Source organism: Rhizobium sp. AN73, from assembly GCF_030757975.1.
GTDB classification, from domain to species: Bacteria; Pseudomonadota; Alphaproteobacteria; order Rhizobiales; family Rhizobiaceae; genus Agrobacterium; species Agrobacterium arsenijevicii.
Window position 1 is genome coordinate 452,926 of the sequence record NZ_JARWME010000001.1, and the last position, 18,862, is coordinate 471,787.

General features: G+C 60.9%; 13 protein-coding genes and 1 pseudogene. 8 read left to right on the top strand and 6 right to left on the bottom strand.

Annotation, left to right across the window (positions count from 1 at the left end):
* Positions 1-22 precede the first annotated feature (22 nt).
* Complete coding sequence (locus RBH10_RS01930) at positions 23-772, bottom strand: GntR family transcriptional regulator (RefSeq protein ID WP_281038531.1); 750 nt, start codon at positions 770-772, stop codon at positions 23-25.
* Positions 773-938: 166 nt separating this feature from the next.
* Between RBH10_RS01930 and RBH10_RS01935 the strand changes: the two genes are divergently transcribed.
* The 4 genes from RBH10_RS01935 to RBH10_RS01950 all read left to right on the top strand — a co-directional run bounded on the left by RBH10_RS01935 (position 939) and on the right by RBH10_RS01950 (position 5,679).
* The gene (locus RBH10_RS01935; RefSeq protein ID WP_281038530.1) at positions 939-1,964 is read left to right on the top strand and encodes a sugar ABC transporter substrate-binding protein; all 1,026 of its coding nucleotides are present in this window, start codon (positions 939-941) and stop codon (positions 1,962-1,964) included.
* A 140-nt stretch (positions 1,965-2,104) separates the two neighbouring features.
* Positions 2,105-3,145, top strand: a complete 1,041-nt coding sequence (locus tag RBH10_RS01940) for an ABC transporter permease (RefSeq protein WP_153314741.1) — start codon at positions 2,105-2,107, stop codon at positions 3,143-3,145.
* 10 nt (positions 3,146-3,155) lie between these two features.
* The gene (locus RBH10_RS01945; protein WP_112953981.1) at positions 3,156-4,133 is read left to right on the top strand and encodes an ABC transporter permease; all 978 of its coding nucleotides are present in this window, start codon (positions 3,156-3,158) and stop codon (positions 4,131-4,133) included.
* Positions 4,134-4,137: 4 nt separating this feature from the next.
* Complete coding sequence (locus tag RBH10_RS01950) at positions 4,138-5,679, top strand: sugar ABC transporter ATP-binding protein (RefSeq protein WP_281038529.1); 1,542 nt, start codon at positions 4,138-4,140, stop codon at positions 5,677-5,679.
* 117 nt (positions 5,680-5,796) lie between these two features.
* Here RBH10_RS01950 and RBH10_RS01955 read toward each other — a convergent pair whose 3' ends face one another.
* Positions 5,797-7,380: a hydantoinase B/oxoprolinase family protein gene (locus tag RBH10_RS01955; protein ID WP_281038528.1), complete on the bottom strand. Its 1,584-nt coding sequence runs from the start codon at positions 7,378-7,380 to the stop codon at positions 5,797-5,799.
* The gene (locus tag RBH10_RS01960; protein WP_281038527.1) at positions 7,377-9,470 is read right to left on the bottom strand and encodes a hydantoinase/oxoprolinase family protein; all 2,094 of its coding nucleotides are present in this window, start codon (positions 9,468-9,470) and stop codon (positions 7,377-7,379) included. Before RBH10_RS01960 ends, RBH10_RS01955 begins: the two co-directional genes overlap by 4 nt.
* Before the next feature lie 160 nt (positions 9,471-9,630).
* On the opposite strand from RBH10_RS01960, the pseudogene RBH10_RS01965 reads away from it, so the two are divergent.
* Positions 9,631-10,104 (top strand): annotated as a pseudogene (locus RBH10_RS01965) (TetR/AcrR family transcriptional regulator); the annotation flags it as partial.
* 174 nt (positions 10,105-10,278) lie between these two features.
* Here the strand turns inward: RBH10_RS01965 and RBH10_RS01970 are convergent.
* The 3 genes from RBH10_RS01970 to RBH10_RS01980 form a co-directional block, all read right to left on the bottom strand.
* Positions 10,279-11,043 (bottom strand): IclR family transcriptional regulator, encoded by a 765-nt coding sequence (locus RBH10_RS01970; protein WP_045019526.1) that lies wholly within the window; start codon positions 11,041-11,043, stop codon positions 10,279-10,281.
* A 169-nt stretch (positions 11,044-11,212) separates the two neighbouring features.
* Positions 11,213-12,862: a hydantoinase B/oxoprolinase family protein gene (locus tag RBH10_RS01975; RefSeq protein ID WP_281038525.1), complete on the bottom strand. Its 1,650-nt coding sequence runs from the start codon at positions 12,860-12,862 to the stop codon at positions 11,213-11,215.
* Complete coding sequence (locus RBH10_RS01980; RefSeq protein ID WP_281038524.1) at positions 12,862-14,913, bottom strand: hydantoinase/oxoprolinase family protein; 2,052 nt, start codon at positions 14,911-14,913, stop codon at positions 12,862-12,864. The genes RBH10_RS01975 and RBH10_RS01980 overlap by 1 nt, the downstream gene beginning before the upstream one ends.
* Positions 14,914-15,397: 484 nt before the next feature.
* Here RBH10_RS01980 and RBH10_RS01985 point away from each other — a divergent pair, with 484 nt between their 5' ends.
* The 3 genes from RBH10_RS01985 (at position 15,398) to RBH10_RS01995 (ending at position 18,849) form a co-directional block, all read left to right on the top strand.
* The gene (locus RBH10_RS01985; RefSeq protein ID WP_281038523.1) at positions 15,398-16,927 is read left to right on the top strand and encodes an ABC transporter substrate-binding protein; all 1,530 of its coding nucleotides are present in this window, start codon (positions 15,398-15,400) and stop codon (positions 16,925-16,927) included.
* Between the two features lie 132 nt (positions 16,928-17,059).
* A complete protein-coding gene (locus tag RBH10_RS01990; RefSeq protein WP_281038522.1) occupies positions 17,060-18,007 on the top strand; it encodes an ABC transporter permease in 948 nt (315 codons plus the stop codon).
* Positions 18,004-18,849 carry an ABC transporter permease gene (locus tag RBH10_RS01995; protein WP_281038521.1) on the top strand — a complete coding sequence of 282 codons (846 nt, stop codon included), beginning with the start codon at positions 18,004-18,006 and terminating at the stop codon, positions 18,847-18,849. Before RBH10_RS01990 ends, RBH10_RS01995 begins: the two co-directional genes overlap by 4 nt.
* Positions 18,850-18,862 lie beyond the last annotated feature (13 nt).

Genomic DNA, 18,862 nt, shown 5'->3' on the forward strand with positions numbered 1-18,862 from the left:
TCTGTCTCCTCCACGTCCACTATCAAATGGACAAATGCTTGCGCTCTTCTTCAGGCAGCTGTTCGTAGATCACGAAAACCATATCCAGATGCGTCACCAGCGCCTTCTCCGCGCCGTCGGCATCGCCCCGGTCGAGAGCGTCGACGACGGCCAGATGCTCCTCGATCACGGCGGGCAAGCGTTCCGGTTTCGCCCAATAACGATGGAACCGCGACAGGGTCACCTTGGCGGCAAGGATCGCCTGCCAGACGCCTTCGCGGCCGGAAAATGTGCCAAGCAGCCGGTGAAACGCCTCGTCGGCATGAAAGAAGCCGGATGCGTCATTGGCCGCGATCACCCTTTCCTGCTCGGCGATGACGTCGCGCATCGTACGGCTCATCTCTTTCGTCCACTTCGGCGCGACTTCACGCAGCAACGCCACTTCGAGCGAACGGCGAATAAAATGGCTGTCCTGAATTTCACCGAGCCTGATCGGCGCGACGAAGCTGCCAAGTTGCGGATAGACGTCCACAAGCCCCTCTTCCGACAGGCGCTGGATGGCGGCGCGCACCGGCGTGCGTGAAACGGAAAACTGGCGGCAGATCGAGTTTTCACTGATCGGCGCGCCGGGCGCGAGGCGGACCTCAACAATCGCTTCGCGCAGCGCCGCATGAACCTGATCGGCAACGGAGCCATAGCGATTGACCACAAGCTCCACGCTTTCGATTCCCGAACCAGCGGCGTCCTGATAGCCGCCGCGCCCAGTGAAACCGGCATTGGTGTTTTTCGTCATGAACGCTCCCCTTTGAAAGGCCGTCGTGAAAATCTCATTGCTACTTGGATACAAGTATACTAGTGTCCATGGTGCTTACGCAAGTCGGCTGTTGGGAGAAAGAGCGATTAAGGGAGGTTTCCAGTCGCTTTTTGCAGAAGCAGACCGTTTCAAGGAGGAGAAAAACATGACGTATTTCATGCGCAGCCTTGTCGCTGCCGCAATCATCGGCGCTGGAGCCTGCGGTGTTGCGCAGGCGGCGGACGCCAGCAAGGTCGCCCTCGTTCCGGGCGGCCCGCATCCTTATTTCGCCGCCTGGGAACAGGCCGGCAAGGACGCTGCCAAGGACTTCGGTCTTGCGGGCGCGGACTATAAGGTGCCGCAGAAATGGGAACTGGCTCAGCAGAATCAGCTTCTCGAAAGCCTGCTCAGCCAGGGTTATAACGGCTTCCTGATTTTCCCCGGCGATCCCGTCGGCGCGGTATCGACCGCCGAGGAACTGACCGGCAACGGCGCAAACGTGATTGCCGGCGCCGGCTGCTTTAAGGACCCCTCACCCGCTGCCTTCTGCCTCGGCACAGACACCGGTAATTCGGCCTATCTCGGCACCAAGGAACTCATCAAGGCGATGGGAACGGGCAAAAAACGCATCGCCCATTTCACCGGTTTCCTTGTCGACCCCAACACCCAGCTTCGCATCGATGCCGTGAAGAAAGCGGCTGACGAGGCCGGCGCAGAAGTCGTTCAGGTCATCGCCGATATCGACGCGCCGGAACCGGCGGAAGAAAAGATCAGCGCCTACCTCGCCGCCCATGCCTCCGAAGTGGATGGCATCGTGACCACGGCCTGGGTTCCGGCGGTTGTCGCCTCCAACGCGCTGCGTAAGATCGGCGACAAGCGGATCCACATGGTCGGCATCGACCATGACGAAGTCGTGCTGAAAGCAATCAAGGACGGCTTTGTCGACGGTACGATGCTTCAGAACCCCTATGGCCAGGGTTATGTCGGCGCGTTCGCGCTGAGCAAATTGCAGGCTGGCTGCAAGGTGAAGGAAGATGCGCCGTTCAAATCCAACGCGCTGACGACCAAGTTCATCGATTCCGGCACCGCTTATGTCGATGCCGCCAAGGTCGACAACTACATCGACGCCATGCGCGCCGAGACCAAAAAGCTGCTCACCAACTTCGATACGACGTATCTGAGCTGCAAATAAGCACGCCTTGAGCGATTGCCGGGCGCCAAACGACCGCGCCCGGCAATCAGCCCCGCCCGAAAATATTCTTTCAGACGGCAGCGTAGTGGCGAAGCGACCCGCGTAGGCGCTTCGGACCGAACCAATACCGGAACAGTTTCATGACCGTGAACGATACTTTGCTCACAAAAGGCGCGCAGGAGGGCGACAGACGAATGGGCTCCAGCCTTTCGCAAGGCCGCTTTTTCCTTACCAATGAGTTCGGCCTCATTCTCCTGATCGTCGTCTTCGCCGTCGTTTTCGGCGTGGCGGCAGGCGGGTTCCTTTCGCCTTTTAACCTGTTCACGCTTGGCCGCAGCGCCGCGATCAACATCATGATCGGCCTGTCGATGATGGCGGTGATCGTGACCGGCGGTCTCAATCTCGCCGTTGGCGCGATCGGCGTCTCAGCGGCCATGGCCTGCGGTTATCTGATCGAAGTGCTTGGCGTGCCGTGGCCGCTCGCACTCATTGGCGGCCTCGCCACAGGCGCCGCACTCGGTTTCGTCAACGGCTGGACCGTGATCCGCACGGGATTGCACAGCTTCATCATCACGCTTGCCACCATGAGCATCTTTTTCGGGGTGATGATCTTCCTGACGCGGGCCGAAGCCTATCGTGGCCTGCCGCCGATCTTCGCAGCCTTCGGCAAGATGAAGCTCGCAACATATTTCTCGCCGCTTCTTATCGTCACGCTCGCAACGGCCCTCGCCCTGTCCTTTCTCTACCGGCGCACGGTTCTCGGTCGCGAAATGCTGGCGGCGGGCGCACGCCCGGAAGCGGCGGAGCTTTCCGGTATTCGCGTCGACCGGATATTCATTGCCTGTCACATGCTGTCAGGCCTGCTTGCCGCACTCGCCGCCTTGATGCTGGTGACGCGCACGGGTGCTGCCATTCCTTCCATGGCGGGTCAGCTCGGGCAGGACTGGCTTTTGCCCGCCTTTCTCGGCCCCGTTCTCGGCGGCACGCTTTTGCAGGGCGGCAAGGTTTCGGTACTCGGCACCTGTCTTGGCGCACTTTTGGTGACGATGCTGACCAGCGGCCTGCTGCTGCTCCAGCTCGGCGAATTCTGGGTCCAGACATTTCTCGGCCTGCTGCTGTTGCTGGCGGTTTTGATGGACAAGGCGCGGCGAAGCTATCTCGCCCGGCGCAATCTGGCTTGAGGACTGGACGATGACGACCGACAACACCCTTCTACGCCTTGCCAGAACCGACTGGTTCGGCCCCCTATTGGTCACGGTGCTGGCAATCGCGCTTATCCGCGGCTTCAGCCCCAACTTCCTGTCTTCCTTCAATATCCAGATCCTGCTCCTGGCAATCGCGGTCAATGCACTCATCGCCTTTTCCCAGATGATCATCATCGCCATCGGCCAGATGAACCTGTCCGTCGGCGCAATCGGCGGACTGGCAGCAATCTCCTTTGCCGGCCTGATGCAGGTCTGGGGGCTTCCGGCACCGGTGGCCGCCATTGCCGCGGTGCTGATCGGCGTCGCCTGCGGCATGCTCAACGGTCTGCTGATTGCCATCACTGGCATTTCCGCTTTCGTCATCACGCTGGCCACGCTGTCGATCTACAAGGGCATCAATCTCGGCATCACCCGGGCGGAGCCGTTCTACGGCGTGCCGGAATCGGTGAAAGCTTTCGGCTCGGCCCTGCTCGTCGGTCCTGTTCCGTGGCTCGCAGCACCCACCATCATCATCGCACTGGCGCTGTGGTTCATGCTGCGCCGTCAGCCGATAGGCCGTTTCATCCTCGCCATTGGCGGCAACAGCCATGCGGCGGAACTTTCCGGCATTTCGATCCGCACGACAATGATCGTAGCCCACGGCATTTCCGGCCTTCTGGCGTCGGTCGCCGGCATTCTGCTCGTCTCCCGCCTGCAGATCGGCCAGCCCTCCATCGGCGATGACTGGCTCATCCTGTCTTTTGCGGCCCCCGTCATCGGCGGCGCGGTACTGGCTGGCGGACATGTCAGCGTCGGGGCAACCCTGCTCGGCGTCGTCATCGTCGCCATCATCACACAGGCGCTCGTGCTGTTCTCCATCGATCCGTTCCTCGTGCAGGTGGTGCTCGGCGCGATGATCCTCGCCGCCGTCGGCATCAACCGCCTGCGCGAAACGCATCTCGGCAAAAAGACAGGGAAGGCCTGACATCATGGACAAGCAACCTGTTTTTCAGGCGCAAAACATCGAAAAAGTGTTCCCCGGCGTTCGGGCGCTCAAGGGAGTCAATTTTTCGCTGGAACCCGGCTCGATCCACGCTTTGCTCGGTGAAAATGGCGCCGGCAAATCGACGTTGATCAAGGTCATCACCGGCGTCCACCATCAGAGCAGCGGCCAGATCCTCGTCGATGGCGAGGAAGTGCGCTTCGCCAATCCGCGCGAGGCAATCGCCCGCGGCATCGGTGTCGTGCACCAGGAGCGCAATCTCATTCCGCGCTTCTCGATTGCCGAGAATATCCACATGGAAAAGCTCGGGGCGCATTATCTCAAACCCATCGATTACGCCGCACTGAACCGCGATGCGCGCCGCTGGCTGCAGGCTCTCAATCTGGACATCGATCCGGCAACGCCGGTATCGGAACTCTCCGTCGCGCAGATGCAGCTGGTGGAAATTGCCAAGGCGCTTTCCCTGCAAAGCCGGGTTCTCCTGCTTGATGAACCGACGACATCGCTGACCCCGAGCGAAACGGACAACCTCTTCCGCATTCTGCGCCGCCTGCGCGATGACGGCGCAAGCCTCGTCTTCGTCAGCCACAAGCTGGAGGAGGTTCTTGATATCTGCGACCGGGTGACTGTTCTGCGGGACGGCGAAAACGCCTGCGAAAGCCGGTCGATGGAAGGTCTCGGTCGACAGGATCTCGTGCGCCTGATGATTGGCCGTGCCGAAGGCGGCGGCGGCTGGCGCAAACGTGCAGTCGAAGACAAACCAACGGTACTCGAACTGCAAGGCGTATCGACCGCAATCGGCCATCGCGACGTCAGCCTTTCCGTACGCAAGGGCGAAATCGTCGGCCTTTACGGGCTGGTGGGCGCTGGTCGTACCGAACTGGCAAAATCGATCATGGGCAAGTTCGCGGTTACTGAAGGCGACGTCCGTATCGCCGGCCGGCTCGCACGCATTCGCTCCGTTGCCGAAGCCATCCACGAATACGGCGTCGGATATGTCAGCGAGGACCGCAAGGGCGACGGCCTCATTCTCCAGCATTCCGTTCTTGCCAATGCGGGCGTTCCGATCTGGCGCAAGCTTTCGAACGCATTCGGCGTGCTTTCTGACAGCCGCATCCGTGCGGCGGTGACGCCATTCCTGCAAAAACTGGAAGTGAAGACGCCAAGCCTCAGCCAGACCGTCGGCAACCTTTCCGGCGGCAACCAGCAGAAGATCAGCGTCGCCAAATGGCTTGCAGCCGATGTCAAACTGCTGATCGTCGACGAACCCTCCGTCGGCATCGATATCAAGACCAAGGCCTATCTGCATGATCTGCTGCGCGAGCTCGCAGACAGCGGCACCGCCATTCTCGTCATTACCAGCGACATGCCGGAAATGGTGGCACTGGCAGACCGCATCGTCGTGATGGATCGCTATCGCGTCAAAGGCGTTGTCGAAAACAACGGCGTCTATGCCGATATGAGCGAGAGCATCATGGGTTTGATCCACGACGCGGAGAGCGAAACGGTTCTTTCACGTCAGGCATGAACGAACCGGCTTAAAAGCCGGCTCCGGATCTCAATCGGTCTGCCGTCGCTGAAGCAGAAAAGCGGACGGCAGCACGACGTTTCGCCGGTCGCAATCTCGCAGAGTAGGCGACCGGCATCACGCGCCGGTCAGACTACCCCAACCACCACCGCCGGGCGTTTCGACGATCACCGTTTCACCGGGCGCCAGCGTCACGGAGCCCTTTCCGGCAAGCGGCGTCACGTTGCCGCCTCTGTCGGTGACGGAGTTGCGTCCCGTCGCGCCGGTGGCACCGCCAAGCAGACCGTAGGGACCGGTCACCCGCCGGTCGGATTGCAACGAAACGCGCGCCTCGTGATCCACCGCCGTAATCGCTCGAATGAGGCCTTCGCCGCCGGCATGGCGCCCTGTTCCGCCCGATCCCTCGCGCAGCTCATAACGTTCGATGCGTAGCGGATAGCTGATTTCCAGCGCTTCGACCGGCGTGTTGAGCGTGTTCGACATGTTGGCATGCACGCCATGCATCCCGGCCCCATAGGGCCGACCGCCCTGCCCACCGCCGATCGTCTCGATATAGGTGTAAGCCCTCCCGTTTCGCGGATCGCGCCCACCAATGCCGACAAGGTTCATCGTACCCTGACTGGCAGCGGCAATACGTTCCGGCGCGATCAGTGCGAAGGCGCGCAGCACCGTGTCGGCAATGCGCTGCGTGGTTTCGGTATTGCCGGCGCAGACGGCAGCCGGTGGCTGGGCATCGAGGAAAGAGCCTTTCGGAATCCGAATTTCGACCGGGCGCAACACGCCCGCATTCGGCGGCAGCGTCGCATCCGTCAGAATCTTGATGGCGTAGAACACGGCGGAATGCGTCATTGGCTCTACCGCATTGACATTGCCACGTCGCTGCGGCGCGGTTCCGGCAAAATCGAACACCAGACGGTCCGGCGCGACATCAACCGCAACCTTGATGAGGACTTTTTCCGGGCTTGAGCCGTCGTCATCCAGCCAGTCCTCGGCCTCGTAGCGGCCCGGCGGCAATTCGGCGAGGCGCTTCAGCATGCGCCGCTCGGAATAGGCGAGAATGGCTGACAGCCCTTCCTTCAAACCATCCACGCCGAAGCGCGCCGCCATTTCCTGAAGCCGCGTCTCACCGATCCTCAACGCCGCCAACTGGGCATTGAGATCGCCGCGCCGTTCTTCCGGCGTTCGCACATTGGCAAGCACGATCCGCATGATGCCCGTCTGTTCGACGCCGCCTTCATAAAGCAGCACCGGTGGTATGATCAGCCCTTCCTGGAAAATCTCCGTGGAACTGCCGGGCATGGAACCGGGCTCCATGCCCCCGACATCCGAATGATGTGCACGGCTCGCGACGTGAGCGACGAGCTTGCCCTCAGCAAAAACTGGCGCGATCAGTGTAATATCAGGCAGATGCGCACCGGCAACGAAGGGATCGTTGACGATAACCACATCCCCTTCCCTCAGCGTCGGCAGTTTCGCCAGTGTCGGTCCCACAGCCTTCAGCATCGAACCCAGATGCACCGGCACATGCTCGGCTTGTGCGACAAGCTCGGCATCTGCATTAAAGATTGCACAGGAGGCATCCATGCGCTCCTTAATGTTGGGTGAGAACGCGGTGCATTTCAGCACCACGCCCATTTCCTGCGCGGTCGCTTCCAGCGCATTGCGCAGGACTTCGAGACGGATCGGATCGAACATGCTCATTCTGCCACCTCAACGATCAGGCTGCCGGATTTGTGAACCGTGAGACGGTCACCGGGATAAAGGACGGTGGTCGAGGAGACTTCCTCGACGATTGCGGGGCCGAAAACGACATTGCCGGCCTTGAGCTTTTCACGGGCATAAACAGCGGCCGTGTGGAACGCACCCCGCGCGCCGGTATCGCCGGGCTCATAATAAACGGGGCGTTCGCCGGTCAGGGCATCAGCCGCCGGTGTGGGGCCGCCGTCCTCGAGTTCAGGCAGAACCGGCGTTTCGATGCGGCCGATCCCGGTAACACCGAAGCCGGCGATCTCGATGGCCGCGTTTTCATCGGCATGGCCGAAGCGGGCACGGTGCGCCGCGTGGAACCGGGCAGGAAGAGCAGCCCACCAGCCGGTCTCATCAGGATCGACCGTAACCGGTAATTCGAAGGATTGTCCCTGGTAACGCATGTCGATGCGGACCTCCATCTCGCGTCGGTCCGCCGTGACGCCATCATGATCGAGATGCCCGTCGGCACGATCCGTCAGGCGCCCTATACGAGCCGCCGCCTCAACCTCGCTCATCGCCGCATAAGCGACGACATGGGTTTCCACGAAATCGTGGCGCAGGTCTGAAATAAGCTGGCCGAGCGCGCAAAGAATGCCCGGCGTCGGCGGCACCATCACCCGCGGCATCTTGAGTTCGCGGGCCACGGGACTGCCATGCATCGGCCCGGCACCACCGAAGGGCACCAGCGCAAAATCGCGCGGATCGTAGCCGCGCTCCACGGAGACGACACGAATGCCCCGCACGATATTGGCATGCGCCACGCGCAATATACCCGCCGCCGCTTCATAGACATCAAGGCCAAGCGGCGTCGCGATAACATCGTCGATCGCTTTCATCGCACCATCAAGATCGAGTGTCATCGAGCCGCCAAGACGCGATTCCGGCGAGAAGCGTCCGAGTACGAGATTGGCGTCGGTAACGGTCGGCAGCGTTCCGCCACGACGATAGCAGACCGGGCCGGGCACGGCCTCGGCGCTCATCGGCCCCGCGCGCAACGCGCCACCGTCATCAATCCAGGCAATGGAGCCGCCGCCCGCGCCGATGGCATTGATATCGATGACCGGCAGGCGGATCGGCACGGTTTCGAGACTGGCCGAACGGGTGATTTCCGGGCGCCCGGCCCGGATGAGGCTGATATCCGTGGAGGTGCCGCCAATATCCATGGTGATGATATCAGGAATGCCCGCCAGCATCGCCACATGGGCGCTGGCCACCACTCCACCGGCGGGGCCGGAAAGAACGGTGTGGACCGGCTTCAGCCGCGCGCCTTCAAGGCTCATCAGTCCACCGGCGGCGTCCATCACCATTACCGGACGGTCGGCGCCAAGCCCCAGTCCTTCCTTCTCATCCTGCAACATGCCTGACAGCGAAGAGAGATAACGGTCCATGACGGGGCGCAGATAGGCATTGAGCACCGCCGTGGAGCCGCGCTCGTATTCACGGAATTCGGCATTCACCTCAACGGACGCGGAAATTGCGACGTCGGGCAGGATTTCAGCGAGAATATCGCGCGCGCGCAATTCATGGGCCGGATTGGCATAGGAGTGCAGGAAAAGGATGGCGACGGCCTCGACGCCGGCCACCTTCATCGCTTCACCCGCCGCACGCACATCGGTCTCGTCAAGCGGCTGCAACTCGTCGCCGGTCGGCAGAATGCGGCCCCGCGCCGTAAAACAAAGCTCGCGCGGCACCAGCGGTTCCGGCTTCACCTTGGTCAGATCGAACAGCGTCGGGCGGTTCTGACGACCGATTTCGAGAAGATCGCGAAAGCCGTGATTGGTAAGAAAGGCCGTCTTCGCGCCATTGCGCTGGATAACGGCGTTGGTGGCCGTTGTCATGCCATGGCCGACATAGGCAACATCGGCACCGCTAGCGCCCTGCAGGCCCAGCGCCTTGCGCAGGCCTTCAAGCGTGCCGAGCGCACGGTTGACCGGGGTGGTCGACACCTTGGAGACCGTGATGGTTCTCGTCGTCTCGTCATAGGCAATGCTATCGGTGAAAGTTCCGCCGACGTCGGATGCGACACGAATATGCGGGGTCATGATTGGCTCTTGTGTAACAGTAACGTTGTCGTTACAAAATCAGAAGCAACGGGGCCTGTAAAGGGGTATCGGCGACGACGCAGCAAAATTCGCTCCTTTGCCGAAAGCGGGACAAGGCGAGGCAAAGATGGTATCCACCGCCCATGGGGGGAAGAAACGAATGAACGACAAACCGCAGGCAACTGAAGCGAAGGAAAAGGGGCCGGGATCACATGCTGCGCGCACCTTGCGCACCCGCAAGGCCATTCTGGTGGCTGCGGCAGGCGAATTTGTTGCTCACGGCCTGGAAGGCGCAAACATCGAGGCCATCGCCCATTCGGCCGGCGTTAACAAGGCGTTGGTCTATCGGCATTTTTCCCGCAAGGAAGTGCTGTTCCGGTATGTGCTGGAAGACGCTTACCGGGCAATGCGCGACGCCGAGGAAGCGTTGGCCATGCCCACGGATCCCGTTGCGGCGCTCAATCGGCTGACAGAATTCACCTTTGACTACTACCGGGAAAATCAGGGCTTCCTGACGCTTGTCGGCATCGAGAACCTGCATGGTGGCGAGAACATCCGCAGATCGGAGCCGGAAACGGTGTATGCCGGAAATATTTCCCGCATGGTGGCCTGCATTCTGGAGCGTGGCGTCTTGGCTGGCGTGTTTCGCCCGGGGCTGGACCCTGTCGAACTCTGGCTGTCCATCTCGAGATCTGTGCTGGGCAACGGTCTCCACGGCGCACACCATTCGTTTCACCTTCGAGCGGGACGTGCTGGCCGAACCGGCGCGCAGCGCGCGCCTCGCCCATATTCAGGAAATGATCCGGCGTTACGCCTTGAGGCCGAACCACTTATAGGGCAGCGCTTCCGCCATCAGCGCCACGCAGCGCTGCGCCTCTTCGTCCGAAACGCTATTGGCCAGCGCCAGAAGAGAAACCCCCGTTTCGCCATAACGATTATCACCCGGCGCGGGCGCAAAGGAGAGCGTCCAGACCTCGTAGCCTGCCGCTTTGCGCGTGCCGGTCACATAGCCCTTTTCAAGGAACATCTCGATCTCGGCGCGGATGGTATCCGGCTCGATCTGCCATTGTTCGTAATGCGGGGCGTTGATTTCGAGGATGCGTTCGCGGGATTCCTTGTCCAGCCGCGCCATCATGCAAACGCCGGCATGGCCGATGCCAAGCGGCAGACGCCCGCCGACGCCCGAAAGCAAAGGCTGGACCGGCGCTGCACTAAGCTGGAAATCGAGGCAGACGGATTCGAAACCTGATCGCGCCATGAGGAAGCTCGATATGTTCGTGCCGGCCGTGATGGAAATAAGCGCCGGGCGGAAGAGATCGACCAGATCACCGATGCCCGGCACGCGCTGCGCCAGCGCATAGATCGCACTACCCAGCTTATAATTGCCGCGCCGGCCGCTCTGTTCGACAAAACCGTAATGCGACAGTCCGGTCAGCGCCCGATGCACCGCCGATTTTGCATCACCGATCCCCTCGGCGATCTCAGCAAGGCTCATGCCGCCCACGCCCGCATTGCCTAACGCCAGAAGAATTTCCGCACCGCGTTCGACATTGCTGGACGATTGCTTTGCCATACTGTTCCCCAGGGTTTTGGTGAATATATCATCCATTAAAATCCGATAATTGGAACTGAATTAGGCAATAAGGTATAGGTAGTCAAGCGGATTAAAAAATTCGGGACGCCAGGGGCTCTCCAAAAAAGACCCGGTTCCCTTTGGAGGGAAACCGGGCCAGCTTGGGAAATCAGAACCCGTAAACGGACTTGGCGGCTTCGGACGAAATGCGCCCGTCGCGGATGTCGGTGGCAACGGATGCCGGATCGCGGCTGGATGGCTGGCCATAGCCGCCCGCGCCGGGGGTAATGATCTCGAGAACGTCACCCTTGAAGATGTCACCGGCACCGTTCACCAGCCGCTCGGGCGCACCGAGAATGGTAAAGGAGCCAAGGCCGCCGGCAAGACCGCCATCAAGACCCCAGGGGCGCGAGACGAAACGGGAGCCACCGATGGAAACGCGGCAATCCGCTTCGGCGCGATACACGCGGCGCAGGCCCATGCCACCCCGGAACTGTCCGCCGCCACCGGAGCCGTCAACCAGCTCATAGGCGACCAGCGTCAGCGGATATTCGGTTTCGAGCGATTCCAGCGGCAGGTTGGACGTGTTGGTCATGTGGACATGCACACCGTCCAGACCATCCTTGTTGTGTCGTGCGCCAAAGCCACCACCGATGGTCTCGAGATAGACCCAGAGGCTGCCATCCGCGCGTGTACCGGAGAAGCTTGCAACCGCAACCGAGCCGTTGCAGGCAGCGGTAACCCGATGCGGAACCACCTGCGCAAGTGCGCCATGGATGAGATCGACCACACGCTGGCAGGCGGCAATGCGGCCATCGACCGCGGCCGGGTGCGCGCAGTTGAGCAACGTGCCCTTTTTCGCCGTCACATGGATCGGCCGGGCCAGACCGGCATTCGGCAGGACGGTTGGATCAACAACGGTCTTCACCGCATAATAGACGGTGGAGAGAAGCGCGGTATAGACCACGTTCAGACCGGCGCGAACCTGCGGCGGGCTGACGAAGTCGAGATGCATCTCGTCACCCTTGACGGTGATCGTCACCGAAAATTCCAGTTGTTCCCGTAGCGATTCCGCATCGAACAGGTCCGAAAAGCTGTAAGTGCCATCCGGAATGGAAGCGATGCCGGCGCGCATCTTGCGTTCGGCATAGTCCATGAGTTCGCGGCCTGCGGCGAGAACCGTTTCGGTGGAATATTTGTCGCAGAGTTCCTTGAGGCGCGTCACGCCAAGACGGTTCGCGGCCATCTGGGCGCGCAGGTCCGACATGCGTTCATGCGGCACCTGGCAGTTCAGGAGAAACAGTTTCTGGATATCCTCCTGAAGGATGCCCTTGCGATAAAGGCGAACGGGAGGAATGCGCAGGCCTTCCTGATAGATATGGGCATGGCCGCGATCCGCGAAGTCCGAATGGTGGGCGGTGTTGATCGCCCAGGCGATCAGTTTGCCGTCGTGGAAAATCGGCTCGGCCAGAACGATGTCAGGCAGATGGGTGCCGCCGCCCTCATAGGCGTCGTTGCCGATGAACACGTCGCCGGGAGCAAGGCTGTCGGCGCCCACATGCTCCAGAATATAGGGAATGAAGCCGATGAACGAGCCGAGATGCATCGGGATATGCTCGGCCTGGCAGAGCATCGACCCCTTGGCGTCGAACAGTGCCGTCGAGCAATCGCGGCGTTCCTTGATGTTGGTGGAGTAGCTGGCGCGAACGAGCGCTTCCCCCATTTCCTCCACCGTGGAGGCAAACGCGCTGCCGATGACTTCGACGGTGATCGGATTGAGCGCTGCGGCGGTATTCTGTGCGATGGCTGCGTTCGTCATCACTTTTCCTCCACGATGAGGTTGAGATAGGCGTCGACCGTGGCGACATAACCGGGCGGCAGAACCGTGGTCGAGTCCATCTGGTCGATAATGGCCGGACCGGCGAGAACGTTGCCGGGCTTCAGCAGATCGCGATTATAGAGCGTTGCGGCGGTGAAGCCGCCGGCTTCGGCCATCCACACGTCACGCTTGCCGGAGATCGCAGCGGAGGCATCTTCGCCCTCGATCTCACGGGCCTTGAACGCTGCCTTCTCGACAAGACCGCTTGCAACCAGACGATAGGTAACGAGCTGCACCGGCTCACCCTCGGCAATAAAGCCATAAAGCTGGCGATGGGCCTGCTCGAAGCGCTCCTTGACGAGGCGGAAGGTTTCCGCCGTGATCGGGCCTTCCGGCAGGGCAACTGCAATCTCGTAGTTCTGGCCGGCATAACGGCAATCGACCGTGCGGGTAACGACGCGGGCAGCAGGTGCGATCTTTTCGCGCTCGAACCAGGCATCGGCCTGAGCAGCAAGACCATCATACAGCGTGGAGATCGTTGCCGACGCCACCTGGTCGAGGCGATGCAAGACGGTCGCCGAGAAGTCCGTGCGCAGATCGGTCATCAGAAGGCCAAGAGCGCAGAGCACGCCCGGCGTTTTCGGCACGACAATACGTTTCATGCCCAGTTCGCGAGCCAGACGCACGGCGTGCACCGGACCGGCGCCGCCGAAGGCGACAAGCGCATAATCACGCGGATCATGGCCACGCTGGACGGAGATCACGCGAATGGCCTTGGCCATATTGGCGGTCACGATGTCGAGAATGCCGTTCGCGGTTTCCAGAACGCCCATGCCGAGCTTTTCGGCGAGCCTCTCGACGGCCTTCACCGACAACGAACGGTCGATCTTCATGCGGCCGTTGAGCAGATATTCCGGGTTCTGTGTCTGAAGCACGACATTGGCGTCAGTGACCGTCGGCTCGTCATTGCCAAGTCCGTAGCAGGAGGGACCGGGATTGGCGCCTGCCGAACGCGGTCCGACCTTCAGGTGATTGCCCGAGTCGATATAGGCGATCGAGCCGCCACCGGCACCGACCGTATGGATATCGAGCATCGGAGCCTTGATCGGATAACCATGGACCACCGACTCGTTGACCACACGGCACTGACCATCGGCAAGAAGTGCCACGTCGGAGCTGGTGCCGCCCATGTCAAAGGTGATGAGGTTGTCGATGCCGGTCATACGACCGACCGCCTGTGCCGCGACAACGCCGGTCGAGGGGCCGGACAGAACCGTGCGCACCGGCATTTCGGCAGCGGCGTCAAAGCCGATAACCCCGCCATTCGACTGGGTGAGCTGCGGCGCAACCGTAATGCCGAGATCGGTGAGCTTGCCGGACAGCGCCTTCACATAGCCTTGCATGACGGGACCGAGATAGGCATTGACGACCGTGGTCGACAGACGCTCGAACTCACGGAATTCCGGTGCGATACGATGGGAAAGCGAATGGAAGGCTTCCGGAAACTCTTCTTCCAGAATGCGGGCGGCAATCTTCTCGTGCTCGGCATGCATGAAGGAATACAGGAAATTGACCGCGACCGCCTTTACACCATCGGCCTTCAGCGCCCGAACGGCTTCACGCAATGCGGCCTCGTCCAGCGGCGTTTCAACCGTACCATTGGCCAGCACGCGCTCACCAACACCGAAGCGCAGGTGGCGCTCTACCAGAAGTTCAGGCTTGTCCGCCTGAAGGTCATAAAGGTCCGGGCGCTTCTGGCGGCCGATTTCCAGGAGATCGCGGAAACCACCGGTTGTCAGAAGACCGGTCTTGGCGCCACGGCCCTGAATGAGCGCATTGGTGGCAACCGTCGTACCGTGACCGACATAGGCAACATCTTGCGCCTCGATGCCAACGCGCTCAATGCCATCGGCCACGCCCTGCGTAATCCCGCGCGAAGGATCGTCCGGGGTCGATGAGACCTTCCAGATCACTACCTCGCCTGTTTCATCCTCGAACAGACAAACGTCGGTAAAAGTACCACCGGAATCCACGCCAATCCGCCATGCCATGGCTCGCTCCTTCTTCTGGATGTCATCGGGCAACGCCTCATCTGGAGGTCGTGCGACACTGCCTTGATTGCATGCGCCGCCTACCGCGAAAGCTATGCTTCCGGCCCCGGAGAAACGGCTGCCGGGCAATCCCGGCCTGTTGCTCAAACCCTATGATCGGCTTCATTCGCTTGTCAATCACAATTCCATTATTACGACCATAATAATTCATGTATTCCTATAAATGGATTAAAAACGAACAATGTGCATTTAACAGCAAAATACGCCAATTTATTCCACTATATGACACAAGATGATTTCAGTGGATTAATTAATGGAATTTCTCTTGACACCCGGAAAAAGCTCTCTTTATTGTTTTCGATATCGACGGGGCCAATCCGTGCTCACCGAAACCGAGACCGGCAGCGGTCAAGAACAAGGTGGCACGCAGAATTCGTCCACGCCGGCTGGCAAGCATGTATCAACACATAATGGGGAACTAACCATGATACTCGATCGCCGTACCCTTCTGAAACTGACCGTCGCTTCCGGCGCCGCCTTCGCCGTCGGAGCATCCGGTTCCTTCGCGCAGGCGTCTTCCGACACACTGCGCATCGGCCTATCCACCTATCCCGCTCATCTGAAGCCATGGGTGAATGTCGGCTATGCCGGCCAGCTCGTTTCATCGCTGATCAACCGTTTCCTCATGGCTTACACGCCGGAAGGCAAGCTGGTGGGCGAACTGGCTGAAAGCTTCGACCGTGAGGGCGATCGCGCCTGGGTGATCAAGCTCAAGGATGCCAAATTCTCCGACGGCCAGCCCGTCACCTCGGCCGACATCGAATGGAATATCGAGAAGATCAAGGCCGAAGGCTCCGGCGCCTATACCCGCGATGCAATGCTCGAAATCGAGAAGGTCGAAATCGTCGATGACCGCACCTTCAAACTCCTGACAAAATCACCGAACGCAGCGCTGCCGGCGCTCTTTGCCAACCCGTTCCTGCAGATCATCGCCAAGGGTTCCACCGACAAGCAGGACCATGGCGTCGGCGCAGGCCCCTTCACGCTGGCCAGCGCCGAGAAGGGCGTCGGGCTCGATTTCGAAGCCTCCCCGCATTACTTCAAGAACGGCATGCCGAAGTTCAAGAAGGTTCACGTCACCGCTTATGCCGACGAAAACCTGCGCGTTGCCGCAATCACCGCCGGCGATGTGGACGTGATCGACTACGTTCCGTGGAGCGCGATGGACCAGCTCGACAAGGACGCCAGTGTTGCGCTTGAGACGGCTGCCACGGGCGCCTTCATGTTCCTGTCGTTCAACGGTGCAGGCGCATTCAAGGACCACCGCCTGCGGCGCGCCGTTTCCCTCGCCATCCGCCGCGAGGAAATCGTCAACGGCGTGTTCTTCGGCCGTGGCGCGGTGCTCGAAGGCGTTCCGCGCTCGGCCGCAACCCCGTTCTACAACGCTGAACTCGCCAAGGGACAGACCTATGATCCCGACCGCGCCAAGGCGCTGATCAAGGAAGCCGGAGCGGAAGGCGTGACCGTCAACCTGCTCTCGACCGCGCAATACGGCATGCACCGCGATACCGCTGTCATCGTTCAGGGCCACCTGGCCGAAGTCGGCATCAATGTCACATTGACCATGCCCGACTGGTCCACCCGCGTGACCATGGGTAACCGCGGCCAGGGCGATTTCGCAATTCAGGGCCTTGGCCTCGACACTTTCGATCCGGATGCGACAAGCGCCCTCATCGACCCGACGCTATCGCCGACCTTCTTCCGCTCGCGCAATTTCGAGGTCCCGGGCCTGACCGATCTGCTCGCCAAGGGCCGTGCAGAATTCGACCTCGAAAAGCGCAAGGCGATCTATGCCGAGGTCGACAAGCTCGTCATCGAGTACACGCCTTTCTGCGGTCTTTCCTACCGCGCAACCGGCTTTGCTCGCCTGAAGCGCGTCAACAACTTCCATATGCTTCCGGACCAGATTTCTCCGTTCTCCGGACGCCTTTTCGACGAGCTTTCGCTGTCGTAACATCTGGAATTCGCCCGGGCGGCTCCACTCGACCGTCCGGGCGTCCGTTTCTCATCTTCCATGCGGAAGAAGCCTGAAAGGCAAATGCTTTCAGGTCGACATCGCATGGCCGGCTGCCGGAGGGCTGTCTTCATGTTCTGGTTCCTGCAGCGAATTGCCATTTCCCTGGCGCTGCTCTGGGTCGTTACCAGCCTCGTCTTTCTTTCCATCTATATGGTGCCAGGCGATCCGGCTGAACTGCTGCTTTCAGGCGAAGGCTCGACGCCCGACCCGGCTTCGATCGCGCAACTACGTGGCGATCTCGGCCTTGATCGACCGATCCTCACGCAATATGTCGAGCGGATGTCCGGCCTCATGCGCTTCGACCTCGGTAACTCGATGATCGACGGCTCGCCAGTCGCCCCCGAAATCGCCAAGCGCCTGCCGCGCACCCTGGAACTGATCGCGGCGGCTGCGATCCTCAGCCTGCTCATCGGCATTCCGGTCGGCGTTGCCGCCGCGTTGCGTCAGGGCGGCAGCTTTGATCGCGTCTCCAATTTTCTTGCCGGTTTCGCGCAGGGCATTCCCGTTTTCGTCGCCGGCACATTGATCATTCTGGTCTTTGCCCAGATCTGGAAGCTGGCGCCGGCGGGTGGATACGTCAATCTTGCGGACGATCCCGGCAAACATCTGGTCCTGCTGGCAATGCCCGCCTTCGCCATCGCGCTTGGCCTTGCGGCAATCGTCATCCGCATCGCGCGTGCCTCGGTGCTTGATGTCCTGCCGCTGGATTATGTTCGCACCGCCCGCGCCAAGGGTCTGCCGCAGCGGCGCATTATTACCCGCCACGTGCTGCGCAACGCCTTGATGCCGGTCATCACGGTCTTTGCACTCAATCTTGGCGGCCTGTTCGGCGGCACGGTGCTGGTGGAATACGTCTTCAACTGGCCGGGTCTCTCCGGCATGCTGGTCAGCGCCGTCAATTCACGCGACTATCCCACCGTCACCGCCGTCATTCTGGTCATTTCGGCCCTGTTCATCACGCTCAATCTGATCGTCGATATTATCTACGGCGTCACCGATCCGAGGATTCGCAAATGACGCGCTCGCTTCGTCTCATCTGGCCACTGCTGCTCGCGCTCATCGCACTGATATGCCTGCTTGCTCCAATCCTGCCCCTGTCCGATCCCTTAAAGATGAACATGGGCCAGCGGTTCGCCACCCCATCCGCCGCCTTCCCACTCGGGCAGGATGAAATGGGCCGCGACATTCTTTCCCGTCTGCTCTTCAGCGTCCGCATCTCGCTGTTTATCGCCCTCTCGACCTCCGTTCTTTCGGGCATCATCGGCACCGCACTCGGTATTATCGGCGGTTATATGCGTGGCTTCTCGGAAATCCTGACGCTCAGAGCCATGGACGTGGTGCTCTGTTTTCCGCCGCTGCTCCTCGCCATGCTCGCCGTCACGCTTTATGGGCCGGGTCCTATGACACTGATCCCGGTGCTTGCCGCGGTGTTCGTTCCCGGCTTCACCCGCATCGCCTATGCCAGCGTGCTTACCGTTCGCTCGCAGGATTATGTCGAGGCGGTGCAGGCCATGGGCGCCAGCAACGGCCGCATCATGCTGAAAACCATCCTGCCCAACATCATGGGGCCGCTTCTGGTCCAGGCCAGTTTCGTTACTGCGGCTGCGGTTGTGCTCGAATCCGGCCTCTCCTTCCTCGGCCTCGGCGTCGTCCCGCCTTCGCCCTCGCTCGGTCTGATGATCGGAACCGGCCGTGCCGCGATCGCCCATCAGCCCATGCTGCTTCTGTGGCCCTGTCTGGCGCTGGTTGCGATGATCCTCGTGCTCAACGGCGTCTGCGATCTGCTGCGCGACTGGCTCGATCCACGCTCGGCGGCAGGTGCGGTCCTTTCCGGCAGCGGAGGCAAGAGCGCCGCATGAAACAGGAAACAGT